General features: G+C 70.5%; 21 protein-coding genes and 1 pseudogene. 6 read left to right on the top strand and 16 right to left on the bottom strand.

Translation table 11 applies throughout. The annotated features are described in order from the left end of the window. Window positions 1–41: 41 nt before the first annotated feature. From hypF to ACIBLA_RS19330, 9 genes are all read right to left on the bottom strand, one after another. Window positions 42–2,606 (bottom strand): carbamoyltransferase HypF, encoded by a 2,565-nt coding sequence (gene hypF / locus ACIBLA_RS19370; RefSeq protein ID WP_399199258.1) that lies wholly within the window; start codon window positions 2,604–2,606, stop codon window positions 42–44. Between the two features lie 2 nt (window positions 2,607–2,608). Then, on the bottom strand, window positions 2,609–3,121 hold the full coding sequence (locus tag ACIBLA_RS19365) for a hydrogenase maturation protease (RefSeq protein ID WP_399199257.1): 513 nt from the start codon (window positions 3,119–3,121) through the stop codon (window positions 2,609–2,611). Between the two features lie 8 nt (window positions 3,122–3,129). Further along, window positions 3,130–3,249 carry a DUF6893 family small protein gene (locus ACIBLA_RS19360; RefSeq protein ID WP_399199256.1) on the bottom strand — a complete coding sequence of 40 codons (120 nt, stop codon included), beginning with the start codon at window positions 3,247–3,249 and terminating at the stop codon, window positions 3,130–3,132. Then, window positions 3,246–4,706 (bottom strand): hypothetical protein, encoded by a 1,461-nt coding sequence (locus tag ACIBLA_RS19355; protein WP_399199255.1) that lies wholly within the window; start codon window positions 4,704–4,706, stop codon window positions 3,246–3,248. The genes ACIBLA_RS19360 and ACIBLA_RS19355 overlap by 4 nt, the downstream gene beginning before the upstream one ends. Beyond that, window positions 4,703–5,401, bottom strand: a complete 699-nt coding sequence (locus ACIBLA_RS19350; protein ID WP_399199254.1) for a DUF6084 family protein — start codon at window positions 5,399–5,401, stop codon at window positions 4,703–4,705. Before ACIBLA_RS19350 ends, ACIBLA_RS19355 begins: the two co-directional genes overlap by 4 nt. Then, on the bottom strand, window positions 5,398–6,123 hold the full coding sequence (locus ACIBLA_RS19345; RefSeq protein ID WP_399199253.1) for a DUF5947 family protein: 726 nt from the start codon (window positions 6,121–6,123) through the stop codon (window positions 5,398–5,400). Before ACIBLA_RS19345 ends, ACIBLA_RS19350 begins: the two co-directional genes overlap by 4 nt. Continuing rightward, window positions 6,120–7,106, bottom strand: coding sequence for a NifU family protein (locus tag ACIBLA_RS19340; protein ID WP_399199252.1), 987 nt, complete (start codon window positions 7,104–7,106; stop codon window positions 6,120–6,122). Before ACIBLA_RS19340 ends, ACIBLA_RS19345 begins: the two co-directional genes overlap by 4 nt. After that, window positions 7,099–8,871, bottom strand: a complete 1,773-nt coding sequence (locus ACIBLA_RS19335; RefSeq protein ID WP_363242000.1) for a nickel-dependent hydrogenase large subunit — start codon at window positions 8,869–8,871, stop codon at window positions 7,099–7,101. Before ACIBLA_RS19335 ends, ACIBLA_RS19340 begins: the two co-directional genes overlap by 8 nt. A 114-nt stretch (window positions 8,872–8,985) precedes the next feature. Beyond that, window positions 8,986–10,041 carry a hydrogenase expression protein HypE gene (locus tag ACIBLA_RS19330; protein WP_363241999.1) on the bottom strand — a complete coding sequence of 352 codons (1,056 nt, stop codon included), beginning with the start codon at window positions 10,039–10,041 and terminating at the stop codon, window positions 8,986–8,988. Window positions 10,042–10,236: 195 nt separating this feature from the next. Between ACIBLA_RS19330 and ACIBLA_RS19325 the strand changes: the two genes are divergently transcribed. Then, window positions 10,237–10,557, top strand: coding sequence for a hydrogenase maturation nickel metallochaperone HypA (locus tag ACIBLA_RS19325; RefSeq protein ID WP_363241997.1), 321 nt, complete (start codon window positions 10,237–10,239; stop codon window positions 10,555–10,557). Window positions 10,558–10,561: 4 nt separating this feature from the next. Further along, window positions 10,562–11,290 carry a hydrogenase nickel incorporation protein HypB gene (gene hypB / locus ACIBLA_RS19320; RefSeq protein ID WP_399199251.1) on the top strand — a complete coding sequence of 243 codons (729 nt, stop codon included), beginning with the start codon at window positions 10,562–10,564 and terminating at the stop codon, window positions 11,288–11,290. Between the two features lie 11 nt (window positions 11,291–11,301). Here hypB and ACIBLA_RS19315 read toward each other — a convergent pair whose 3' ends face one another. Further along, window positions 11,302–13,794 carry an alpha-L-fucosidase gene (locus tag ACIBLA_RS19315; protein WP_399199250.1) on the bottom strand — a complete coding sequence of 831 codons (2,493 nt, stop codon included), beginning with the start codon at window positions 13,792–13,794 and terminating at the stop codon, window positions 11,302–11,304. A gap of 262 nt (window positions 13,795–14,056) precedes the next feature. Between ACIBLA_RS19315 and ACIBLA_RS19310 the strand changes: the two genes are divergently transcribed. Next, the gene (locus tag ACIBLA_RS19310; protein WP_399199248.1) at window positions 14,057–14,317 is read left to right on the top strand and encodes a hypothetical protein; all 261 of its coding nucleotides are present in this window, start codon (window positions 14,057–14,059) and stop codon (window positions 14,315–14,317) included. 79 nt (window positions 14,318–14,396) lie between these two features. Here ACIBLA_RS19310 and ACIBLA_RS19305 read toward each other — a convergent pair. Both ACIBLA_RS19305 and ACIBLA_RS19300 read right to left on the bottom strand, forming a co-directional pair. Next, window positions 14,397–14,564: pseudogene (locus ACIBLA_RS19305) on the bottom strand (S8 family serine peptidase); the annotation flags it as partial. Between the two features lie 137 nt (window positions 14,565–14,701). Next, a complete protein-coding gene (locus ACIBLA_RS19300) occupies window positions 14,702–15,520 on the bottom strand; it encodes an endo alpha-1,4 polygalactosaminidase (RefSeq protein ID WP_399199247.1) in 819 nt (272 codons plus the stop codon). Window positions 15,521–15,846: 326 nt separating this feature from the next. On the opposite strand from ACIBLA_RS19300, the gene ACIBLA_RS19295 reads away from it, so the two are divergent. The 3 genes from ACIBLA_RS19295 (at window position 15,847) to ACIBLA_RS19285 (ending at window position 19,852) form a co-directional block, all read left to right on the top strand. Further along, entirely contained in the window at window positions 15,847–17,244 is a 1,398-nt protein-coding gene (locus tag ACIBLA_RS19295) for a hypothetical protein (RefSeq protein ID WP_399199245.1), read from the top strand. Window positions 17,245–17,330: 86 nt separating this feature from the next. Then, window positions 17,331–18,581 (top strand): MoxR family ATPase, encoded by a 1,251-nt coding sequence (locus ACIBLA_RS19290; protein WP_363241991.1) that lies wholly within the window; start codon window positions 17,331–17,333, stop codon window positions 18,579–18,581. Beyond that, a complete protein-coding gene (locus ACIBLA_RS19285) occupies window positions 18,578–19,852 on the top strand; it encodes a VWA-like domain-containing protein (protein WP_399199244.1) in 1,275 nt (424 codons plus the stop codon). The genes ACIBLA_RS19290 and ACIBLA_RS19285 overlap by 4 nt, the downstream gene beginning before the upstream one ends. 82 nt (window positions 19,853–19,934) lie before the next feature. Here the strand turns inward: ACIBLA_RS19285 and ACIBLA_RS19280 are convergent, their stop codons facing one another. The 4 genes from ACIBLA_RS19280 to ACIBLA_RS19265 are packed head-to-tail and all read right to left on the bottom strand — an operon-like array spanning window position 19,935 to window position 25,097. Continuing rightward, window positions 19,935–20,348 (bottom strand): hypothetical protein, encoded by a 414-nt coding sequence (locus tag ACIBLA_RS19280; RefSeq protein WP_399199243.1) that lies wholly within the window; start codon window positions 20,346–20,348, stop codon window positions 19,935–19,937. Window positions 20,349–20,386: 38 nt separating this feature from the next. Then, window positions 20,387–23,311: a glycoside hydrolase family 2 TIM barrel-domain containing protein gene (locus ACIBLA_RS19275; protein WP_399199242.1), complete on the bottom strand. Its 2,925-nt coding sequence runs from the start codon at window positions 23,309–23,311 to the stop codon at window positions 20,387–20,389. After that, window positions 23,308–23,970, bottom strand: coding sequence for a response regulator transcription factor (locus ACIBLA_RS19270; protein ID WP_363241986.1), 663 nt, complete (start codon window positions 23,968–23,970; stop codon window positions 23,308–23,310). Before ACIBLA_RS19270 ends, ACIBLA_RS19275 begins: the two co-directional genes overlap by 4 nt. Further along, window positions 23,967–25,097: a sensor histidine kinase gene (locus ACIBLA_RS19265; protein WP_399199240.1), complete on the bottom strand. Its 1,131-nt coding sequence runs from the start codon at window positions 25,095–25,097 to the stop codon at window positions 23,967–23,969. Before ACIBLA_RS19265 ends, ACIBLA_RS19270 begins: the two co-directional genes overlap by 4 nt. Window positions 25,098–25,121: the final 24 nt, after the last annotated feature.

Raw genomic sequence — 25,121 nt, 5'->3', positions numbered from 1 at the left:
GCCTCTTCCTTCTCATCGGATGGTTTGACTCTGACGCCGGGTCAGCCGGAGGCGGCGACCAGCAGTTGACCGAAGGCGATACCGCCGTCGTTGGGCGGCAGCAGACGGGGACGCAGGACGGTGAAGTCCTTTGCCCTCAGTGCCCGTTGGGTGGATTCGAGCAGGACGGCGTTCTGGAAGACGCCACCGCCGAGAGCCACCACGCCGAGCCCGGTCCGCCGTCGGCACAGCTCCGCGAGTTCCACGGTGAGGGAGGCGACGGCCGCGTGGAAACGCGCGGCGATCAGCTCCGGCGGGGCACCGGCGCGTACGTCGGAGACCACCGCGCGGATCACCGGGGCGGGGTCGGCGACGACCGGCTCACCGGTGTCGGGCTCCGCCGGCAGAGCGAAGGTGTAGGCGCCCACGGCGGCGTCGCCGGGCACCGATCTGGCCAGGCCCTCCAGTGCGATCGCCGCCTCCGCCTCGTACGCCACCTCGTGCCGCACGCCCGCGAGCGAGGCCACCGCGTCGAAGAGGCGGCCCATGCTCGATGTCGGCACACAGCCGAAGCCGGTCGCGAACTGGTGTGCCAGCACGTCGCGTTCCCTCTCCGGGCAGGCGGCGACGGCGGGCAGTTTCTCGTCCCAGGGGATCCCGGCGGCGCGCAGATGCGCGAGCGCCATCCGGTACGGCCGCAGCACACTCGCGTCACCGCCCGCCAGCGGCACGTACGCCACATGGGCGGCCCTGCGGTAGGACGTGTAGCCGGCGATCAGTGTCTCGCCGCCCCACACGGCGCCGTCGGGGCCGTGGCCGGTGCCGTCGTAGGCGATGCCGATGACGCTCTCGCCGGGTCCGAGGCCGTGCTCGCCCATCACGGACGCGATGTGCGCGTGGTGGTGCTGCACGGTGCGCACGGCCCGGCCCTCGGCGTGCGCGCGGGCCCAGGCGCCCGAGCGGTAGCCGGGGTGGGCGTCGGCCACGAGTTGTCCGGGTTCGACGCCGGTCAGCCGCCCGAGGTGGGACGCCGTGCGGGTCAGCGCGTCGACCGTGGAGAGGTCGTCCATGTCGCCGATGTGCTGGCTGACCCAGGCGTAGCCACCCTCGCCGAGCGCGCAGGTGTTCTTCAGGTCGGCGCCGGCCGCGAGCAGCGGCGGGATGTCGAAGGGCAGCGCGAGGGGCAGCGGCGCGTACCCGCGTGATCTGCGGACGGGCAGTTCGGCGCCCGCGACGAACCGGCTGACCGAGTCGTCGCACGGCACCTGGATCGGGCGGTCGTGCCGCAGCCAGGCGTCGGCCAGCGGGGCGAGTTCGGTCAGCGCCGTGGCGTCGTCGGTGACGATCGGCTCACCGGACCGGTTGCCGGAGGTCATGACCAGCGCGTCGGGTCCGGGGGTGTCGTCGCCGACGCCGAAGAGGAGGACATGCAGGGGGGTGTACGGGAGCAGCACGCCGAGGTCCGGGTTGCCGGGCGCCACCGAGGCGGCGACGCCGGTGGCCGGTGTACGGCGCGGCAGCAGGACGATCGGTTTTCTGCCGCCCTCCAGGAGCGCTTTCTCGTCGTCCGTCACCGTCACCAGCGCCTCGGCGACGCCGACGTCCGCGACCATGACGGCGAAGGGCTTTCCGCCGCGCTGCTTGCGCCGCCGCAGTTCGCCGACGGCCGCTTCGTCGCGGGCGTCGCACGCGAGGTGGTAGCCGCCCAGTCCCTTGATCGCGAGGATCTTTCCCTCGGCGAGCAACTGCCGTGCGGCGCGCAGAGCCTGGTCCCCGTCGCCGAGCATCTCGCCGTCCTCGCCGACGAGTTCGAGACGCGGGCCGCAGGCGTGGCAGGCGATGGGCTGGGCGTGGAATCGGCGGTCGCGCGGGTCGCCGTACTCCGTACGGCAGTCGTCGCACATCTCGAACGCCGCCATGGTGGTCGCCGCGCGGTCGTAGGGCATACCGGTGACGATCGTGAAGCGCGGGCCGCAGTGGGTGCAGGTGATGAAGGGGTGGCGGTACCGCCGGTCGGCCGGGTCGCGCAGTTCGGCCAGACAGTCCCGGCAGGTCGCGGTGTCGGGCGAGACCAGCGTGCGGACACGGCCGGTGGAGCTGGAGTCCGCGATGACGAACTCCGCTCCCCCGGCGGGTGGTTGCTCCGTCTCGGCGACGGACTCCACGACGGCCAGGGCAGGCGCGTCGGTCCGTAGCCGCCGCCCGAACTCGGCGACCGCGCCGGCGTCGCCCTCCACCTCGGCCACGACGCCGGAGCCGGTGTTGGCGACGGAGCCGGTGAGCGCCAGTTCGGCGGCGGTGACATAGACGAACGGGCGGAAGCCCACGCCCTGGACGACACCGCGCACCTCGAACCGGCGTCGTACGCGAGGCTGTTCGGCCTCCCCCTCCTCACGGGCTCCGCTGCCCATCATCTCCAGGCCCGACAGCGCCTCCGCCGCCTTCGCCTCGTCGATGATCTCCATCGCGAAGCCCATGTGCAGCAGGACCCAGTCGCCGGCGGCCGGGGGCGCGTCGAGCATGCCGACGTTGATACGGCGCCGGGCGCCCTCCACATCGACGAGGGCGAGCTGGTCCGCGTACCCCTCGACGATCTCCACCACTCGCCCGGGGATGCCGAGACACATGATCAGGACCTCCGGGTCCGGGCGGGTACAGGATCGGGTCCGGCCGCTGACAGCCGCCGGACCAACGCGCGCACCTCCGCCACCGCTTCGGGTACGGCTGCGGCGACGGCCTCACTGAGACCGATGCCCTCCTCGACGTCGGCGGGGGTGCACCCCACAACGTGGGTGAGCGGAAGCGTACCGCCCAGTTGGCCCAGATTTGCCAGGACAGATACCGGATTCATGCCGTGTGCGTCGAATTCACCCGCCCCGAGGTCGTCCGGGCCGACCTCCAGCACGGTCAGCTCGCCGGGTGGGCCGCCGCCCGGACAGGCGTCGACCAGCACCAGCGCGTCGTACCCGTCGAGCAGGTCGTACGCGAGGTGCATGCCCCGGATGCCGTAGTCGACGACCCGGACGCCCTCGGGGAGCGGCGCCCCGGCGTCGTCGGCGAGTCGGCGTACGACCTCCGGGCCGAAACCGTCGTCGCCGAGGAAGAGATTGCCGATGCCCGCGACGAGCACGCCTGCGGACACATCAGCCCTCACATCGAGCGCATTCGGGCGTACCTGCGGATGTCGGGAATCGACCGCACGCCGACGGCGACGGCGGCCAGTGCCACGGCGGCGGCGGCACCGACGGTGATCATTCCGAGGATTCTCACGAGGGGTTCTCCTTCCGGTGTTCCGGTGAATCGGGGGTGGTGGGCAGGGGTTCGAGTTCGTCGGGGGCGAAGTAGAAGTAGCGGCCGTACCAGTCGTGCATGTCGGCCGCCGGGTCGTCGACCAGGACGAGAGCGACGTGTACGCCGCCGTCGACGTCCGAGAGCACGGCCGTCACCCGTGCCACCTGGCCGGCGAAGAACAGGTCCTGCGCGTCGGCGCGTCGCGAGGGGTGTACGCGGACGAGGCTGCCCTTGGTGACGGGGACCCCCTCGATCACGACGGCGTCGGAGTCGGGCGACACGGCGGCGTCGGCCGCCGGGTCCCACCAGGGCGCGCCACCGGTGTCGAAGGCGGCCGGTTCGGCGTCCCGCAGGTCACCGAGGGGGCCGGGGGCCCGACCGGGACCGTGCGGGTCGCGGAGCAGGCCGTGGAGCTGCTGGAGGTCGGCCGCCGACATCGTGTCGCAGCGGTCGATGATCTCGCGCGCACGGGGGTCGGTGGCCCGTGCCTCCGCCTTCTCCTCCTCCGTCATGGTCATGACCCGGAGCGTCAGGATCTCGTCGATCTCGGTGGAGTCGAACAGGGCGCCGGGGCTCTGCTCGGCGATCTCCGGGTGGTCGTAGAGGATGATCGGCGCGGCGAGCACCGTGTCCGTGGAGCCCTTCGCCCCGGCCAGGACCGGCCAGCATCTGCGCTGTTCACACCTGGCGGCGGCGGGGGCCGCCTCGTCCGGGGGCTCGCGCAGCGAGACGAAGTCGGCGCCCCGGGCCTGGAGGATCAGGTGTGTGCCGATCAGCGAGGCACGGATCGCGGCGTCCTTGTCCGCGGCGGTCCCGGCGTGCTCGTTGTCCACCGACACCGACAGCCGCAGGAAGCCGTCGTCCATGGTCGTACGGGTGCGGATCCGGGCCGTCAGCGGTTCGCGGCGGCGTACGATGCGGCCGACCGGCGCACCGTCCTCGTCCGTCAGAGGCTCGGTCTCCGCACCGCCGGGGACCGTCCGAAGTTCGTCCGTCGATCCGCTCTCCCCGTCCAACGGGACGGTGCCCAGGTCGATTTCACACTCGACGGCCTCGTCCCAGCTGAGGACCGACACGCCGGCCAGGTCGAGTTCACCGACGGGGGTGTGGCCGCCGTCCTCGTCCCGGCGCTGCACCTCGCGCACTTGGAGCTGGAGGAAACGGAGCCGGATGCTCACCTCGGGCTTGGCACTTGACGCTTCGTCAGGGACGGCGAGCAGGCACTGCGTCGCCATGCCGGGGTCCTCGGCGAAGCTTCCGGGCGCCGCGCCGGGCGGGCCGAGAACGCCGAACTGCCAGCGGGACCGGTTCTTGTGGGAGCTGGCACGGTACGGGTACAGCAAGTAGCCCTCGTACAGCACCGCGTCGGCGATCGTACGGACCTGGTCGAGCCCCGCCGGGGGAACGACCGGGGTCACGGGCGTCGCGGGGGTCATGTGACCACCTCACCGATCTCGTCGGCGGCGGCCCGCGCCCGCGCGTCCGCCAGCACCGTGGTCACCGTCTCGTCCCAGCTGATCAGTCCACGTCGCTCCCGGAAGTCGGCGAAGCGGGCGAGCACGTCGTGATCCAGTCTGATCCAGCCGGAGTTGGGGAAGTGCGACGCGATCATCTGCCGCCACACGGCGACCGGCAGCTGATACCGCGCCTCGCAGTCCCAGGGCACCTGCCGTACCCCGAAGCCCGAACCGCCGCCGCTGCCACCGCCCTTGGTGAAGACGGTGCCCGAGAAGAGCAGGCTGATGGGCACCGTCCCGTCCCCGAGCGCGTGCAGATAGCGGGAGCCGATGACGTCGAAGTCGTAGGTGCAGGGCAGCGCCAGGTCGACCTCGGTGGAGCCGGTGAAGCCCTGCACGGTCGTGTGGCACTGCATCCACTGGAACGGCCGCAGCGTGTCCGACCACCGCTCACGCTCCCCGAACAGGCCGCGCAGGGCGTCCTGTTCGGCCGGTCCGTAGTGGCGTCGCTGCGGTTCGATACGGACCTGGCAGCGCAGCACGATCGCGTGGATCCGCTCGTCCGTGCCGTCCTCGATCCGCAGACGCGCGGTCAGTTGGGGCGTGGCGGTGTACGGCTCGGCGACGATGTCCCGTACGGAGAACTCCAGGCCGGGTGCCGTGGGGCCGCTCATGAGGGACCGCCCCCGGCCCCCGCGCCGTCAACGGCCTCCGGCGCGGCGGCGGCAGGCCGGCTGCGGGCCTGGACGTGCTCGAAGAAGGCGTCCATCGCGGCATGTGCCTCCCGGCCGCCGTCGAAGCCGCGCCACAGGGTGCGCAGTCGCCCGACCAGTTCGTAGCACGCGTCGATCGGGACCAGATGACAGGACGCGACGATCTCCCGCCCACCGCCGCCGGCCTCGGTGCGGCGTACGAGCAGCGCCTCGACGTCCGGCCGCAGCACGGCCAGTTCGGGGCCGGCGTCGACGATGGCCGCCCAGGCGTCGAGGGGCAGTTCGGACTCGGTGGCCCCGGCCGGGCCGGGGTAGAAGGCGATGGTGCGGTCCTGCACGGAGTTGCGGAACAGGAAGGCGAGCCCCACCGGGATCTGCAGCTCGTCCCAGGTTCGGGCGTCCAGCGGGAGACCGTCGAAGCGCAGATACCGGTCGGGCACGGCGCGGTACCGCAGTTGGGCACCGTCGTCCGTGAACAGGAGATAGCAGGCCCGGCAGCCGCACATCAGGCTGCGGCTCTCCAGATTCACCACATGCTGGTGCTCCTCGCCGATCGGCGTGGCGCACATCTCGCAGCGCTCCCCGGCGACCGGTTCGGGCCTCTCGCGGTGGACCCGAAGCAGGGTGGCCACCGGGGACGCGGCGCGGCCACGGGGCACGGTGCGGCCCGTGGGCGCGCTCATGTCGTGGCCATGGGCGCGGACGGTACGGCGACCGAGACCGACGCCCCGTCCGTCAGCAGCGGCAACGGGTCCAGATGCGCCCCGTCGGCCTCCGCGTCGAGGCAGGCACCGGCCCGGCGTACGTCGTAGTGCGCGCGGCAGGCGGAGCAGCGCAGCACCCCGTCACCGGAGCCGCCGCCGAGCCGCCGGGCCAGCGTGGCGCCCTCCATCGGGCGCTCGCACCGGGCGCACCGGTCGCGGAAGGCGAACAGGTCGGGGCCGATCCGGCAGGCGACCACCGGCAGGTCCCCGGCGATGAAGCGCTCGACGCGGCCGGACTCCAGGGCGAGCAGCGCGGGAACCGGCTCCCAGGAGCCGCCCGCGGCGCCGTCGCCGGCGCCGTTGACGGGTTCCGTGTCGTGCAGGCGGGAGAAGAGGGCGTCCACCGGCACCAGGGGGCCCGTCGCCCCGGCGGCACTCTTCTCGGCGGCCTCGACCTCGATCGTGGTGATCTCGGGCGCGGCCGCCTCGATCGCGCCCTGTACGGCGAGTTCGAGTGTGGCGGAGGAGGACGGGCAGCCGTCGCAGCTGCCCAACAGCCGTAGCCGTACGGCTCCTTCGTCCGTGACACCCAGCAACTCGACGTCGCCGCCGTGCGATCCGAGATACGGTCGCACGCTCTCCAGTGCGTTCTCGACGCGGGTCGCCACGCTGTACGGGTGCAGTCCGTGCACCAGCAGCACGCCGGCCACCAGGTCGTCGGCCGCGAGGGCGGCCAGGATCTCGTCGTCCAGCCGCCCGTGTTCGTGCACGAGGTCGAGGAGGCGTTCGAGGCCGGCGCCGTAGAAGTCGGTGACGAGCCGGACCAGTTCCTCGCTGCGCTCGCGCGCCACGACGCCGCCGGCCGCACTGGCGGCGATCAGGGTGTCGATACGCTCCCCGGTCGCCCGCCACTCCTCAGACCTGGACGGCTCCTCGGTGTGCTTCTCCACCACGTCACTCACTGCCCGCGGACTGCGTGGGCGAGTGCAGCAGCTCCAGCTTCTTGCCCTCACCGAGATACATGTGCACGCCGCAGGGCAGACAGGGATCGAAGCTGCGGACCGTACGCATGATGTCGATGCCCTTGAAGTTCTCCCGGTCGTTCTCCTCGAAGATCGGCTGGCCCTGCACCGCGTCCTCGTAGGGCCCCGGCGTCCCGTAGGTGTCGCGCGGACTCGCGTTCCACGGAGTCGGCGGGTACGGATGATAGTTGGCGATCTTGCCGTCCCTGATCACCATGTGGTGCGAGAGCACGCCGCGTACCGCCTCGGTGAAGCCGCAGCCGACGCCCTCCTCCGGGACCTCGAACTTCTCCCACGTCTTGGTGCGCCCGGCCCGGATCTCCACGAGCGCCTTCTCGGCGAAGTGCAGTGCGCAGGCCGCCGCGTACGCCTGGAAGTAGGTCCTTGCCCGGTTGCGCTCGATGGTGTTGCTCCAGCGTGGGACGTGCCACTCCAGCTCGACCGGGCCCTTGAGCGCGGTCTTCGGGAGGTTGATCTTCACGCTCTTCCCGGTGGCCTTGATGTAGCCGATGTCGACCAGGCCGGCCAGCGCGGTGACCCACAGCCGGGCGAGCGGGCCGCCGCCGGTGTCGAGCGCGAGGTAGTCCTTGCCGTCGAACCAGCGCGGCGACATGACCCAGCTGTACTTGTCGCCCAGGTCGCGCTTCTGCGGCTGCGGGTTGGTGTGCTGGTTCCACGGGTGCCGCTTGTCGACCGGGTTGCCGAGCGGGTCGTGGGTCACGAACATCTCCTGCTCGTCCCAGTCGTTGTAGTACGACGAGCCGAGCAGGATACGGATGCCGAGGTTGATCTTCACGAGGTCGGTGGTGACGAGCTTGCCGTCCACGACGACGCCGGGGGTCACGTGCATCTTCCGACCCCAGTCGGTCATGTCCTTGTACTCGAAGTTGCAGTGTTCCGGATCCTGGAAGGAGCCCCAGCAGCCGAGCAGGATACGGCGGTTGCCGACCTTCTCGTAGCCGGGCAGCGCCTCGTAGAAGAAGTCGAAGAGGTCGTCGTGCATGGGCACGACCTTCTTCATGAACTCCACGTAGCGCTGGAGCCGGGTGATGTAGTCCGTCATCAGCTGGATGGTCGCCACCGTGCCCACCCCGCCGGGGTAGAGCGTGGAGGGGTGCACATGGCGGCCCTCCATGAGGCAGAACATCTCGCGGGTCATACGGCTGACCTGAAGCGCCTCACGGTAGAACTCGCCCGTGAAGGGGTTCAGCGAGCGCATGATGTCGCCGATGGTCTTGTACCCGTGGTCCTCCGCGTGCGGTGACGGCGTGCGGTTGGCCTGTTCGAGTACGCCGGGGTTGGTCTCGGCGACCATCTTCTCGCAGTAGTCGACCCCGACCAGATTCTCCTGGAAGATATTGTGGTCGAACATGTACTCGGCGGCCTCGCCGAGATTCACGATCCACTCACCCAGATGCGGCGGCTTCACGCCGTACGCCATGTTCTGCGCGTAACAGGAACAGGTGGCGTGGTTGTCACCGCAGATTCCGCAGATCCGGCTGGTGATGAAATGGGCGTCGCGCGGGTCCTTGCCCTTCATGAAGACCGAATAGCCGCGGAAGATCGAGCTGGTGCTGTGGCACTCGGCGACAACCTTCTGCTTGAAGTCGATCTTCGTGTAGATACCCAGACTCCCGACGATCCGGGTGATGGGATCCCACGCCATCTCCACCAGTTCGCCTTTGCCCTGGCTCGTCGCCGTCATGAGGCCGCCTCTTCTTTCCTTTTCGCGATGTCGTGGAGCGGTGAGTTGCCAGGTGGTTTCCAGGTGAGTGCCCCATCGGCCGCCGGACAGGTGGCCGATGGGGCATTCGCCGTATTACCAGGTGCGGGTGGCGCCGGTAGTGAGTTTCTTGCCGCGTTTACGCCACTTCGGTTCGCGGTCGAGGGTGTGCGTGGTGATGTCTCGCAGCCGCCGCATCGTCGCCCCGTACATTCCGACGGCGTTCGTGGAGAGTTTCCCGCCCGGCGGCTCGTCCATGAACGGCATGAATTTGTCCGGGAATCCGGGCATGGTGCAGCCGATGCAGATGCCGCCGACGTTGGGACAGCCGCCGATACCGTTCATCCAGCCGCGCTTGGGGACGTTGCACTTCACGGTCGGGCCCCAGCAGCCCAGCTTCACGATGCACTTGGGTGAGCCGTACTCCGTCGCGAAGTCGCCCTGCTCGTAGTAGCCGGCCCGGTCGCAGCCCTCGTGCACGGTCTGGCCGAACAGCCATTTCGGACGCAGCTCGTTGTCGAGGGGGATCATCGGGGCCTGTTCGGTGGCCATGTAGAGCAGATAGGTGAGCGTCTCCGAGAGGTTGTCCGGCTGGATGGGGCAGCCGGGGACGCACACGATGGGGATACCGGCCTTGGACTTCCAGTCCCAGCCCAGATAGTCCGGCACGCCCATGGCGCCGGTGGGGTTGCCCGCCATCGCGTGGATGCCGCCGTAGGTGGCGCACGTGCCCACCGCGACGACCGCCGTGGCCTTGGGCGTCAGCCGGTCGAGCCATTCGCTCGTGGTCATCGGCTGGTTGGTCGCCGGGTCATTGCCGAAGCCGCACCAGTAACCCTCGTCGTGCAGCTTCTCGTTGGGAATCGAGCCTTCGACGACCAGGACGAAGGGGTCCAGTTCCCCGCGGTCCGCCTTGAAGAACCATTCGAGGAAGTCGTCGGCGCCGCCGGTGGGGCCGCACTCGAAATCAATCAGCGGCCAGTGCACGGCGATCTTCGGGAGACCGGGCAGCGCACCGAGTGCGATCTCCTCGATGCTGGGCTGGGTCGCGGCGGTCAGCGCGACCGAATCCCCGTCACAGCTCAGTCCGGCATTGATCCACAGCACGTGAATCAGCGTGTCCTCGGCTTTTTTCGCCGCTTCTGTCGGCATAGCACCGCTGCCTTCCGGGATTGGCCCACCCGATACCCATGAATCTCATGGGTGTGGCGTCGCTCACATTGCTACCATCTAGGATTGGCCTCAGCGTTCTGTCAACACGAGTTTCGTCCGGGCGGCTCCACCTGTTCCGCCTTGCGAGTTGGGCCAATTGGGTGAAGTGGGAAGGCCGGCCAGCCGATGCATGAATTGTCGATCACGCAGAGCATTGTCGACGCGGTATGCGAACGTGCCGCGGGAAGGCCGGTGCGTACGGTCAGTGTCCGGGTGGGAATGCTGACCGCCGTGGTGCCCGAATCCATGCGCTTCTGCTTCGATCTCACCACCGCGGGCACCGTCGCGGAAGGCGCGGCGCTCGAAATCGAACAGCCGGCGGGAACCGGGCGCTGCCGGGCGTGTTCGGCGGACTTCCCCCTGACCGATCTTGTATTGCTGTGTCCGTGCGGGAGCGCCGATGTGGAGATCACGTCGGGCCGGGAACTACAGATCATCTCCATGAGAGTGGGCTGACCCTATGTGCGGTACGTGCGGTTGCTCAGGCGGAAGCGAAGGGGGCGGCGGGACGCGCGTCGCCGTACCCCACACCCATCCGCACGACGGCGGCGAGACCATCACCCTCGAACAGCGGGTCCTCGCCAAGAACGAGGACCTGGCCGCCGCCAATCGCTCGTGGCTCGCCGAACAGGGCATCGTGGCGGTGAACCTGATGAGCTCGCCCGGCGCCGGCAAGACCACTCTGCTCGAACGCACCATCCGGGACCTCGCGGGCCGTCGCCCGGTTTCGGTCGTCGAGGGTGACCAGGAGACGATGCTCGACGCCGAGCGGATCAAGCGCGCGGGCAGCACCGTCGTCCAGGTCAACACCGGCGCGGGATGCCATCTCGACGCGGAGATGATGCGGGACGCGCTGACGACCCTGACGCCGCTCTCCGGATCGCTGGTCCTGGTGGAGAACGTCGGCAATCTGGTCTGCCCCGCCCTCTTCGACCTCGGCGAGCGCAGCCGGGTCGTGATCATCTCCGTCACCGAGGGCACGGACAAGCCGCTCAAGTACCCGTACATGTTCGCCGCCGCGGACCTGGTGATCATCAACAAGATCGACCTCCTGCCGTACGTCGACTTCGACATCGCCCGCTGCGAGGAGTACGCCCGCTCGGTCAATCCGGGCCTGCGGATCCTGACCGTCTCGGCGACCACCGGCGAGGGGATGCAGGACTGGTACGACTGGGTCGCCGAGCAGTAGTGAGCGAGCGGCTATTCGCCCCTGACCGCGACCTCCGTCAACGACAGCGGATTTGTCGGGGATGCCAGCTGGACGCGTACGTAGCGGCCCTTCGCGCCGGCGAGTTCGACGATCGTCGGGCGTTGCGCCTGGTCCTCGCGGTGGATGGCGGTCACACCCGGCGCGGTGCGTGCCTCCTCCAGTGAGTCGGAGGTGAACGGGGTGTCGGAGACCAGCGCCCAGTAGTCGGTGAGACGTTCCGCGCAGCAGTCGGTGCGGTTCCAGATCTCGACGGTGTCGATGCTGTGGGACCGTTCCAGATCGACCTGCCACCACGCCTCGCGGGAGGGTTCCGCGGTGTGGGTCGTGGTGTTGTCGCGCAGGTAGTCCCCCGCGGTGTTCCCGTCGACCGCGCGGCCGGCGACCCCGTCCCACGCCGTGCTCGACTGGGTCGCGGCCTTGCCGCGCGCCACGTTGGGCAGGACGACCTCGACAGGGCTGGTGAGTTCCAGGACCCGTCGTCCGCCGCCGGTCACGGCGGTTTCGAGGGCGGCCGGGCCGGTCGCGGTCCCCGCCGGTACCGAAACGGGGGCGGTCAGGCTGTGGGTACGGCCCGCCCCCAGGCCGCTGAACTTCTCTCCCCCGCCCGTGGTCCACCCTTCGGGCGCCCGCAGTGCCAGGGTGCCTTGTGCCGCGCTGTGGCCGAGGTTCGTCACATGGACGGGGACGTCCGTCACCGTGCCAGTCGTGAGCTGCCGCGGTGCCTGGGCCCAGGAGACGACGCTTCCGGTGGGTGCGACGAGCATGGCGTCGAGGCGCAGCCCGAGGTCCTCGCCCGCGTGGTCCGGCTGTTCGAGGGTGACGGTGACGGGGGTGACCTGACCGGGCCGTACGGAGAAGGGGCCGACGGCCTCGCGGGTCAGGTCCTCGCCCTTCACCAGCCGTGCCCGCGAGCCGACTTGGAGCCGGTAGAGGGCGTCCGGGCGGGCTTCTCCGCGTATCGCCAGCGACACCTGCCCGGCACGGTCGGCGGTGACGTACGCGGTGTGGCGCACGGTGGTCCGCCGAGTGCTGGAGTAGTTGCCGTCGTCGGCGTAGCTGGAGCCGTGCTCGAAGTCCGCCGCGCCGAGGGCCGCCGCTCCGCCGCGGCCCAGGGCGACGGTCTGTTCGGGGATGACGCGCAGCTCGCCGCCGAGTTCGACCTTGATCACGGGGAGCACCTGGTCGCTTGGCGTGGGCGGCAGTGTGACGACGAGGTCGTCCCCGTCCCTGCGCCAGTCGAGCCGTTCCGCCGCCCCGTCCTCGGCCACGTCTCGTACGGAGGTGGCCAGGCCGGGCAGGCGCAGTTCGCCCGACTCCGGCCAGTCGGTCACATGCAGGAACAGGTCACGGCCGTTGACCGTCACCTCGCCCCAGGGCTGCCCGCCGAAGCGGGTGGCGGACGCGTCGAGGACGGCGCCGGGGTGGCGGGCGAGCCAGTCGCCCATCCCGCGCAGGACATCGGCCTCGAACTCGACGACCGAACCGTCGCCGCGCGGACCGATGTTGAGCAGATAGTTGCCGCCGCGGGCCCGTACCCCGGTGAATCCGGCGACCAGGTCCCGGATCTTGCCGGGCAGGTCGTCGCGGACCTGCCAGCTGCGGTAGCCCCAGGTGTCGTGGTAGATCGACGCGGGAGTCTGCCAGGCGCCGTCGAGTGCGACGGAGGGGATCTCGTTGTCGCCGAGTGTGCGGAAGTCACCCTTGTTGTTCCACACCCGGCTGTTCACCGCGGCGTGCGGCTGGAGTTCTCGGACGATTCCGGCGAACTCCTCGCTCTGCGCGTCGGTGGGCGACGACATGTCGAACCACACCTCGGCGATGTCACCGTAGTTGGTCATCAGTTCGCGGATCTGTGCCTTGATGACGGGTTCCATCGAGGCGGGGATCGGATTGTTGTTGTTGCCGTCGAAGGCGTGGCCCTGGTGCCAGTCCACCAGGGAGAAGTAGAAGCCGAACTTCAGTCCCTGGCTGCGGCATTCGTCGGCGAGCGCCTTCAGGGGGTCCTTGCCGTAGGGGGTCGCGTCCGTCACGTCGTAGTCGGTGGTCGCGGTGTCGAACATCGAGAAGCCGTCGTGGTGCTTGCTGGTGATGACGACGTAACGCATGCCGGCCCGCTTGGCGAGCGAACAGATCTCGGCGGGGTCGAACCGGTCGGGCCGGAAGCGGGCGGCGACGTCGAGATACTCCTCCTCGGAGATGCCGGCCCACATCTGGATCTGCTCGCTGTACCCGGAGGTGACCGGCTTCCCCTGCCAGACACCGCCCAGTTCGGAGAAGAGACCCCAGTGGATGAACATCCCGAACTGGAGCCGCTGCCAAGCCGCGAGGTCTTCGTCGGCGCTGAGATCGATCGCGCCCGGAATCCCCCGGACGGACGGCGCGCCGGGCCGGTCCGCCGATGTGGCGACCGCCGCGGGAGGACTCGTCGCCACCGCCCCGACGGCGAGCAGCAATGCGAGCATGATGCCGATCATCTTGCGCATGGCGACATTCCTCCGCGAGCGATCCCGTGGGATACATCCGACCCTGAAAACCCAATTAGGCACTTTGCGGCCATATTTGACCTGCCTGAGAGTCAACACATCGGATGTTAAGGGCCAGTTGGCCGTGTGTCACCCCTCCGGCAGAGACCACGCCCACGGACCTGCCGGTCCGCCGAAACCTGTTTTCCCGCAGGCACAATGGCTCGGGCGATCCCCGACGGCCTCGCGATCGGCCGTCCGCCCTCACCATCCAGGAGCAGCCATGACCACGGAACAGGAAGCCCGCGACGCCATCCATCACGCGTTCGGCGACAGCGCGCACGCCGACGTGACCGCCTTCCCGGCGGGCAATCTCTCCATCACTCTCACCAAGGGCGAGCACGCGGCGACGATCGACGGGCACCCGGAGAGCGGCTGGGGATGGACGGTCGACCCCGCCGACGACGAGGGGTTCAGCGGGCACGAGAACACCGCCGGCACGCTCGACGAGGCGCTGGCCGACGTACGCGCCGCGCTCTTCTGACCTGGAAGAACCCGGAAGGACCCGGACGTGGATGGCGTTCCCCCGTCCGGGTCCCCGGTCGTCGTGCGTGCTCGTCGTGTTACGGGACGAGCTTGAGCAGCTTGTTCGGCGAGCCGGTTCCAACGCCCGTGATGACGTCGGACGTCGCGCCGTTCACCAGCGCCGTGGCGACGGCCGCCGGGGAGGCGCCCGGATGGTTCGTCAGGTAGATCGCGGCGGCCCCCGAGACGCGCGGCGCGGCGAAGGAATGACACACTCCGTCAACTTCCCGCCACACAGGGGCAATACGGCCGTCGCGAGCCCGGCGTGACCGGTTCGCCGTGCCACCGACGGACCGATCGGTATCACCGGTTACCGCATGGGGGGGCCGGTCCGGCAGCGTGGTCAGCAGGTCTGGCGGAGGTAGCCGCTGCTGCCCGCGGGCACGACGTCCATGTCGCGGCGGACGATGCTCAGAGTGTCCCGCCAGCCCGCGCACGCGGTCGCGAGCCCCTTGGGCGTGTACTCGATGACGATCACGTTGTCACCGAAGTACTCGGTGAAGGAGTCGCACTCCTCGTACTCCCCGCACTCCTCGACGATCGCGAAGTCGAGCCCGGTGTCGTCGCGGAACTCGGCGAGATCAGCCGTGTTCTTCTGACCGATCGCCAGACCCCTGTCGTGCGCGTGCTGCGACAGCAGGGTGATGAAGGCCATGGCGGCGGAGGAGCCGAACTGGCCCCGACTCCGCTCGTAACTGTCGTAGTTGTCGGGTTCCACGGCCTGGAAGCCGCTGTTCGCGCAGCCGTCGATCCAGCCGTTCACCTTCGCCGCGATACGGTCCCGCTTGCCCGAGGTGCTGACGTCCAGGATGGCCTCGTCCCACTCCTCGTCGATGATGACGTCGCCGTTGGCGTCGCGGAGCAGGAGGTCGGGCTCCCACTCGTCCAGTTCGTCGGGCTGGACCTGGAAGGCGTTGACGTAACAGATGTTGTAGAGCCCGCCCGCCGGGGAGTCCTCGCGGTCACGGCTGACCACGCCGACCCCGGCGGGCGGCGGGTACGCGCCGCCGATCTGGTAGTCGAACCCGGCATGGACCGGGGGAGGGGGCGCGGCGGCCGAGGCGCCCGCGGAGGGCGAGGTGAGAAGGGGGGTGATCAACGCCACCGTGAGGCCGGCGACCGCGGTGAGGAACCGGCGGGCACGGACACGTGTGATGCTCACAGTCGAGCTCCAGAGAGCTGGAGGGTACGTCCCCGCCTCGGACCCCCGAGGGTGTCCTGGCGACTCTGTCCGGACTTGCGGGCCTCATGGACCCGTCCACCGGCTAGGCGTACCTCTGGCGCCGTGTGCTCAGCTCAACTCTGCTCGCTCAGCAGCGGCGTTGCGAGGAGTAAAGCGAGCGGACCTCCTCCATGTCAACAGAGCCCGATGCGGGGGGGGCATCGGCAGAGGACCTGACAGAACCGGGCGGCGAGCGCTATGGTCGGCGCGATGACTACTTTCTCCGTCTGCAGATTGGGGGACCCGTCCGCGCAAGGTGAGTGCTGATGCTCACTGAGACCGCGAATGGGAATTCCCGCTATTCCTTCTGGCGGCGTGTGCGCGAGTTCGCCGTGCCGCCCTCCATGATCGAGACCGCGACAGCCCGCCGTCAGGTCGGCGACTGGGCGGGGGCGTGCGCCGCCGCCGGTATCGACGTCGATCTCCGTCTGCGTTCCGTGGCCCGTACGTACGGCCAGGATCTGGCGGCCCAAGTCCGGGCCGATCTCCGCCACTTGGCTCCCGATCTGTTGCGCTGGCACCTGCCGAGGATCGCTCCCGACGGTCTGCTGCGCCCCGGATCGACCATCGCCCTCGCCCGGTACGACCCCGGCTCCGGCCCGGTGGATCTCGTGGTCCGGACTCCGCCCGCCTGGGCGGACGCCGGGCAGCGGATCAGTCTCGCGCTGTGGGACGGATCCCATGCCGGGGCGAGCGCCAGCCGCCATCCGCATCCCCATCCCGACCGGCGGTTCCGGCTCGATCTGCATCGCCATCTGTGGGACGCGCGCAGGACCGACGAGCTTACGGCGCGGGCCGGGGTCAACTCTCCGTCCGGCGAGGGGCGTTCGGCGCCAGGGTCTGACGTGCTGGAGAGGGTGCCGCCAGCGCTCGGCTGCGCCGTCGACCGATGGGCGGACGAGGCCGGGATACTGCTCCGCGCCGAGGGCCGGTCCAGCGGCGCCTTCACCGTGCGGCTCGGGTCCCGGCTACGGCTGGACCTGGAACTGGTCGCGGACGAGGGCGGCGCCGGGCCGCCCGTGCCGCGGATCGCCCCGGCGGGCAGGACCGGCCGCTCGCCCGCGCCTCCGCTGCTGCCCGACGCGGCGACGTGGGTGCTGCCCGATCTGGAGCTGATCCACACCGGTGCGCTCGATGTCGACCGGCTGCACCCGCTGGTCGCCTCGGCGCTCGTACCGGGACACTCTCCGCCGGCTCCGTCCCGGATCGCGGAACAGGCCGGGCAGCCGCGCCTCGTGGAGTGCCGGGGAGCGCGGCACCGGATCGGCCTGGTCGACGGGGTGTTGGCGCCCTTGGACCACGACCCGGTCGAGATCCGGCGCGAGGAGCTGCTGGCCGCGCTGACCGGTACCCCTCTTGCCTGTCTGCGGGCGATCGACGAGGCGCACCGGAGACCGGACTGCCTCACCGGAGTCCGTGAACGCCTCGACCATGGTGATGTCGCCGGTGCGCTGGCCGTTGTCGAGGGTCTGCTGGGCCCCGACGCACTGCTGCGCGACGGCGCGCTGCGGGACGAGCTGGAGGCGGCTGCCCAACGGCGTATCACCTACGGCCTGTTCAGGACGGGCATGGTCGGACCCGGCCCCCGGTCCGGCCGCAGCATGCCGCACGGCGAACGCCCCCGTGACCACCGTTCGCATCCGCGCGTCGTAGCCACTCGCTGACGCGGGACCGCCAGTTCCACGGGGTCAACCAGCCCCGCACTCACTTCACTCACTCCGCTCACCAACGAACCCAAAGGTGATGACACTTGTCCACACGCACCGCGCCCGCCCCTGCCCGGAACTCCCAACTCGACGTGGCCGGTGACCTGTTGGCCCTGCTGCGCGACACGACCACCGAACCGCGCCCCGACACCCAGCTGGAGGCACTGACCCTGGCCGTGGCCGCCGACCTGCCCGTACTCCTGTGGGGTGAGCCGGGGATCGGCAAGACAGCCGCCCTGACACAGCTCGCCGCTTCGCTGGACCTTCCGCTGACCACGGTGATCGCGAGCGTCCATGAGCCCTCCGACTTCGCGGGCCTGCCTGTCGTCGGGGACGACCCCGCCGAGCAGGGTGTGCCGATGGCCCCGCCGGACTGGGCGGTTCGGCTCGTACGGGCAGGGCGTGGGCTGCTGTTCCTGGACGAGCTGTCCACCGCTCCGCCGGCCGTTCAGGCGGCCCTGCTCCGCCTCGTACTGGAACGTAGGATCGGCGCCCTCCAACTGCCGCCCGACGTGCGGATCGTGGCCGCCGCCAATCCACGCGCCTCGGCGGCCGACGGATGGGAGCTGAGCCCGCCGCTGGCGAACCGGTTCGTTCATCTCCAGTGGATCCACGACCACGAGGTGGTCGTACGCGGCCTCGGTGGGACATGGCCGCAGGCGACGCTGCCACGGCTCGACCCACGTCTGCTGCCGGAGGCCGTGGACTTCGCCCGCCGCGCCGTGTGCGGGCTGCTCTCGGCACGCGCCGGGCTTGTGCACCGGCTGCCCAGCAACGAGACCCGGCAGGGCGGACCTTGGCCGTCGCCCCGGAGCTGGGAGATGACACTGCGCCTCATCGCCTTCGCGACCGCCGCCGGATCCTCGCGGGACGTACTGTCCCTGCTCGTCCGGGGCACCGTCGGGGACGGTCCGGGGCTGGAACTGCTGGCGAGTCTGGACCGGATGGACCTCCCGGACCCCGAGACGCTGCTCGCCGATCCGGCGAACGCCGTTCTGCCCGAGCGGGGTGACCTGCGCCAGGCCGTACTCGACGGGGTGGTACGGGCGGTGCGCGAGCGCCCCGAGAAGTCCCGCTGGGACGCGGCGTGGGCGCTCCTGGTGCTGGCGATGGAGACCGGGGCCCCGGACCTGGTGGTCGTGCCCGCGACCACGCTCGCCTCGCTGCGCCAGGAGGAGTGGGACGTTCCGTCGTCGATCGACCGGCTGGCAGGGGCGGTGTCGCTGTCCCGGCGGGCGGACCGCGCGGCGTCGCGCGCCGCGTCCGTCGCGTCCGTCGCCGGGGCCGCCCGATGACACCGGACACGGACACGAGCACGGCCACGGCCGGACTGGACCTCGACAAACTCCTCGCCGCCCGACTGCACGCCGTTCGGGTCCGGCCCTTCATGGCGACGGCTCTCTTCGCTCTCCATGTGGTGGAGTCCCGGCAGGTGCCGACGATGGCCGTCGACCGGCACTGGCGGTGCTACGTCTCGCCGGCGTTCGTGGCCCGGACGCCGGTGGAGGAACTGGCCGGGGTCTGGGTGCACGAGGTGTCGCACCTGCTCCGTGACCACCACGGGCGCGGTGACCGGGTCGCGCGGGCCAACGGGCTGACCGGGCCGGGGGAACGGCTGCGGATGAACATCGCGGCGGACTGCGAGATCAACGACGATGTGTTCGGCGACGGACTGGTCAGGCCCGAAGACGCCGTCGGGCCATGGTCGTTGGGGCTCTCCGCAGGTGAGCTGATGGAGGACTATCTGCGCCAGTTCCGGCTCGGGACGAATACCCGGAACGTGACCTGGCTGGACTGCGGCAGTGGCGCCGACGGCCTGGAGCGGGAGTGGGACCTGGGAGCGGACGGCGCGCACGGACTGAGCGCTCAGGAGCGGGACGCTGTCCGGTTCCGGGTGGCGCAGGGCATCAGGGCCCGTCCGGGGAATGTCTCGAAGAGGTGGCAGCGGTGGGCGGAGGAGGCGTTCCATCCGCCGCAGCCGTGGCGGGAGTTGCTGGGGGCGGCGGTCCGCTCGGCGGCCTCCGGCTCGGGCGCGGGCGAGGACTACACGTACGGCCGGCCGTCGCGGCGCTCGGCCGGGGTGCCCGGCGCCGTACTGCCGAGCCTGCGGCGCAAACCGCCGCGGGTCGCGGTCGTCATCGACACGTCCGGCTCGGTCAGCGACGCCGAACTGGGCAGCGCGCTGCACGAGGTCGCCGCCATCTCCCGTGCGGTGGGCGGGCGTCGGGACCTGATCACGGTGCTGCCGTGCGACGCGGCGGCCCAGCTGGTGCACCCGCTCTGCCGGGCCGCGGGGATACCGCTGATGGGTGGTGGGGGTACGGATCTGCGTACGGGCTTCGCCAAGGCGCTCCGTAAGGGACCCCGACCGGATGTCATCGTGGTCCTCACCGACGGCCAGACCCCCTGGCCCGACACCCGGCCACCGTGCCGGACGGTGGTGGGCCTGTTCGACCGGCAGTCGTCCTCGACGTCGTGGGACGAGAACGATCCCGACTATGTGCCCGACTCGCCGCCCGCATGGGCGCGCGCGGTCTCCATCGGGTCGGCGACCCCCGCACGGTGACGGCTTCTCAGGACGCGGGCGGCCGGGGCGCTCTCCCACCCGCGGCCCGGCGGACGTCGCCTCCGCCGGGCCGGGGCCGTGGTCAGTCGGCGTTGAGGACGGCGATGCCCGCCTCGCCCTCGGCGAACCGGGCCAGCAGCTCGGGGAGCGAGGCCGAGCCGTCGTCGTCGATGAGCAGCACCGGCTGCTTCTCCCCGTCCCGCTCGGCCGGGACGAAATCCGTCACGATCACGCGGCGCAGCAAGGTGTCCGGGTGTCCGGACGTGGAGATGACGACCGCGAGCCGATCCCCGTCCCGCTCGTAGCGGGCGGACAGGTCGAAGGGCAGCAGGTAGAACACCCCCTCCTCGTCTTCGTGTCCCCGGTCGAGCAGCTGCGAGATCATGCGCCGGCCTGTCTCCTGGGAGGTGTGGTCGTGGCCGAGGAGCACCACCGGGCCGCCGTCCGGGTCCAGTCCGGGAACCGTGGTGATCCACATACGCGCCGAGTCATCCATGGCGGTGATTCAAGCGCATGGCACCGACAGTGCCCGGATCACGGGGTGGCCTCGGGAGTGAAGGTGAGCGTGAGGGTGGCGCTGTCCGGGTGGAGGCGGTATTGAGGCAGGACGCCGGGGCCGCAGGAAGCCGAGCCGAGGCCGTTCTGGGCGAGGTCGAGGTTGAGCACGATCGTGTCACCGGGTTCGAGGTCCGTGGTGTGGGCCGCCGCGGCCAGGTGCTCGGACGTCCAGCGGCGCGCGGTGAAGGCGAAGGCCGGTTCGCCGTCCACGCGCAGGCCCGCCCCGTCGGCGGAGGTCAGCCGCAGCCACCGCAGGTCGATGCGGTTGCCGTTCTCCTGGGGGAAGACATACGGCGTCTGGAGGGCGTCGACGGTGCTGGTGAAGCGGCCGATCCGGGCCGCCTGGCGGCTGTCGGCGTACGCCTCACCCGGTCCGCGCCCGAACCACTCCGCGCGGCCGAGGGCGGCGGGCACGGTCATCCGTACACCGAGCCTGGGCAGTGTGCACGGCCAGGTGCCCTCCGGCTCGACCTCCAGGCGCAGTCGCAGGCGCTGTTGGTCCGCGCTCCAGTGGTAGTCGGCGCGCATCCCGAAGCCGAGGCCGGGCGGCGCGACCCGTGTGCGTACGACGAGGGCGTCGCCGAGCAGTTCGGTGCCCACGAGGCGGTGCTGCAACCGGTGCAGCCCGGCGGCCCGCCAGCTCCGTTCGTCGGGGTTCTCGGAGCCGCGGTCGTTGTCGGTGGGAGCGCGCCACAGGTCGAGCCGGGGACCTTCGACGGGCAGGCCGCCGAGCGCGGTCAACTGCCCGGTCAGCGGGTCGAACACGCCGGGCCCCAGTCGCAGCGCCGATTCCGTCATGTCCGGGGCGGCCCCGGCCGCCGGGGCGGGGAGTGCCGGGGCGGCGGTGACGGGTGTCTGGCCCCATGCCACGACGTGCCCGGCCTTCGCCCACGCGGTGTCGGCGGCGAGCGCCGCCCGTACGGTGAGCCAGCTCTCCGCGCCGGTGGCGGGAAGCACGGGAAGGGGCAGGTCGGTGCTGTCGCCCGCGGCGAGCGGCGGCACGGTGAGTGTGCCGCGCGCGACCTCGGTCCCCTCCTGCTCAAGCACCCAGGAGAAGTCGAGATGCGCCGACGACAGGATGTCGTAGTGGTTGGTGACGCGTAGCGCGCCGTCGGCCCCCGTGATCCGCACCGGCTCGAAGACCTTGGCGAACTCCGCGAGAGCGGGCGAAGGCGTGCGGTCGGGGTGCACGATTCCGTCGATCACGAAGTTGCCGTCGTGCAGGGGCTCGTCGAAATCGCCGCCGTACGCGAAGTAGGCGCGGCCCTCCGCGTCCTGCCGGGCCAGGCCGTGGTCGATCCACTCCCACACGAAGCCGCCCTGGCAACGCGGGTGACGTTCGAACAGCTCGCGGTACTCCAGCAGGCCGCCCGGCCCATTGCCCATCGCATGGCCGAACTCGCACAAGATGAAGGGCAGTTCACGGATCCGCTCGGGTCCCTCGACGCCCCGTCCGATGCGGTCCACCACCTCGTGGCTCGCGTACATCCGACTGTGGACGTCGGTGTAGGCGCAGTCGGCGTCGCCTTCGTAGTGCAGGGGGCGAGTGGGGTCGCGCCGGTGGGTCCACTCGGCGGCGGCGGCCAGATTTCGCCCGGTGCCCGCCTCGTTGCCGAGCGACCACAGGACGACCGAGGGGTGGTTCTTGTCCCGTTCGACCATGCGGCGCATCCGGTCCAGATACGCGTCCGCCCAGCGGGGGTCGTCGCTGGGGTTGCCCTGCCAGTCGAGTTCGGAGAAGCCGTGCGTCTCCAGGTCGCACTCGTCGATGACCCAGAGGCCGTAGGTGTCGCACAGGTCCAGGAACGCCGGGTCGGGTGGGTAGTGGCTGGTGCGGACGGCGTTGACGTTGTGCCGTTTCATGAGTTCGACATCGGCGACGGCGAACTCGCGGGGCACGACGCGTCCCGAATCCGGGTGGAATTCATGGCGGTTGACACCGCGGAAGACGATGCGGCGGCCGTTCACCCTGAGTTGGCCGTCCTCGACGGTGACGGTGCGGAAGCCGATCCGTACGGGCACGCGCTCGGTCCCGGTGTGGACCTCGCCCTCGTACAGCCGGGGTTCCTCGGCGCTCCAGGGCGTCACGTCCGCCACCTCGGCGGGTTGCCCGGCGGGCAGGCCGACGACGCCGAGTTCGGGAACGCTGATCCGTACGCCGCTGTCCGCGTCGAGGCGCAGTGTGCCGCGCGCGGTGAGATGGTCGTAACCGGCGTCGACGGTGAAGTCCCGTACCCCGCCGGCCGGACGGGCGAGCAGGGTGACATCGCGGAAGATACCGGACAGCCACCACATGTCCTGGTCCTCCAGATAGCTGGCCGCGGACCACTGGTGGACACGGACGGCGAGCAGATTGCCGCGCGGTCGCAGCAGCGGGCCGACATCGAACTCCGCCGGCAGCCTGCTGCCCTTGGTCACGCCCAGTTCCGTGCCGTTGAGCCAGACACGTCCGCAGGAGTCGATGCCGTCGAAACGCAGCACGGCCGGCTCGTCCGGCCACTCGTCGGGCAGGTCGAAGGAGAGCCGGTAATCGCCCGTCGGGTTGTCGGAGGGCACATGGGGCGGGTTGACCGGGAAGGGATAGCGGACGTTGGTGTAGGCGGGACTGCCGTGGCCGGCCAGCTGCCAGTGGCCGGGGACGGGGATGTCGTCCCAGCCCTTGTCGTCGTAGTCGTCCCGTTCGATCCCGTCCGGCGCGGCCTCGGCCGACGGCGAGAGCAGGAAACGCCAACTGCCGCCCAGGCCGAGCGCGGGCGCGTCGGAGCGGAAGGCGGACCGGGGCGCCGACGAGCCGTGGCTGGGGGCCGGGTCTTCGACGTACGACGAGGAGGTCAACAGTTTCCCTTCAGCCCTTGGGGGCGCCGGCCTCGATCGGCCCGGCAGCGGGAGCGGTGCGGTCATCGGCCGCGGGGGGCCACCAGGCCGGATTCGTAGGCGAGGACGACGAGTTGGGCGCGGTCGCGGGCCTGGAGCTTGGTCATGGCCCGGTTGATATGGGTCTTCGCGGTCAGCGGGCTGATCACCATGTAGTCGGCGATCTGGTCGTTGGACAGACCCTGCGCGGCCAGAGCGACGGCTTCGCGTTCACGGTTGGTCAGCTCCTCCAGCCCGGTACCGACCTCCGCGTCGAGGGGCTGCGCGACGTACCGGCTGATCAGCATCCTCGTGATCGAGGGTGAGAGCAGGGCGTCTCCGCGCGCGGCGACGCGTACCGAGTGGAGGAAGTCGTCCGGCCGGATGTCCTTGACGAGGAATCCGGCGGCGCCGGCGCGCAGGGCGTTGAAGACGTTCTCGTCGAGGCCGTAGTTGGTCAGGATGACGACATGGATCTGGGACAGCAGCGGGTCCGCCGCGATCTGCCGGGTCGCCTCGATGCCGTCCATGACGGGCATCGAGATGTCGATGATGGCGAGGTCAGGCCGGTGTTCCCTGGCCTGGGCCAGGCCCTCCTTGCCGTTGGCGGCCTCGGCCACCACCTCGATGTCGTCCTCGGCGTCGAGAAGTGCGCGGAACCCGCTGCGCAGGAGCGGCTGGTCGTCCACCAGCAGGACACGGATCACGAGATCCTCGCCACGGGGAGTTCGGCCTGCACGGTGAATCCACCCTCGGTGCGGGGTTCGGCGCGGAGGCGACCGCCCAGTGCGGTGACGCGTTCGCGCATGCCCAACAGCCCGACCCCGGGCACCGGCGCGGAGCACGAACCGGCCGTGCCGTCGTCGTCGATCCGGATGGCGAGGGCGTCCGGGCGGTAGTCGATCCGGATCGTGGCGGTGGTGGCGGCGGCATGGCGGGCGGTGTTGGTGAGCGACTCCTGGACGATCCGGTACGCGGTCCGGTCGACCGCGTCGGGCACGTCGTGCCGCTGTCCCTCGATCGTCAGCGTCGTCTTCAGCCCTATCCCGAGGGCCCGTTCCACGAGCTCCGGCAGGTGGTCGAGCCCCTGCGACGGGGTCTCGGTGTTGTCGCGCAGCGTCTCCAGGGTCGCTCGCAGCTCCCGTGTCGCCTCACGGCCCGCCTGCTGGATCGCCAGCAGGGCCTCGGGCACCTGCTCACCGCGTTTGCGGGCGAGGTGGACGGCAACCTCGGACTGCACCTTGACGATCGAGATCTGGTGGGTGAGCGAATCGTGCAACTCCCGTGCGATGTGCAGCCGTTCCTCGGTGGCGCGCAGTCGGGCGGTCTCGTCACGGGTGCGCTCCGCCTCGTCCGCGCGGCGCTCCGCCTGCCACAGTGCCTCACCCGCGGCGCCGGCGGCGATCAGCCAGGCCAGTTCGAGGACGCCTCGCGCCTGTACGAACGCGTCACCCGCGGGCCCGTCTCCCGGAGAGACCATGACCGCGAGCGGGAGAACGACCAGCACCGCCACACTCGCGACCAGTGTGATGGCCCGGTGGCCCGCCCGTACGGCGGCGTACACGGCGAACAGGTACGCGACTGCGGGCACCTCGAAACCGACCGCGTTGTAGGCCAGTACGCACAGCCCGGTGACGGCCAGGGCGAGAACGGGAGACCGGCGGCCGAGGGCCAGCCCCAGGCCGCTCCCCACCACCAGCATGTACCCGAACAGGTCGAGTTCCGTATGGACGTGATCCTCGGACAGCGCGGTGACCAGGAGCGCCGCCGCCACGGAGGGAGGGATCACCCAGCCTCTGACCTGGGCCCAGACACTGGCCAGTCCTGTGCTCATGTCTGCACTTTAGCCGGATACGGC

Origin of the sequence: Streptomyces sp. NPDC050433, from assembly GCF_044458565.1 — a bacterium.
Classification (GTDB): Bacteria; Actinomycetota; Actinomycetes; order Streptomycetales; family Streptomycetaceae; genus Streptomyces.
This window is presented reverse-complemented; position numbering and strand designations above follow the sequence as displayed.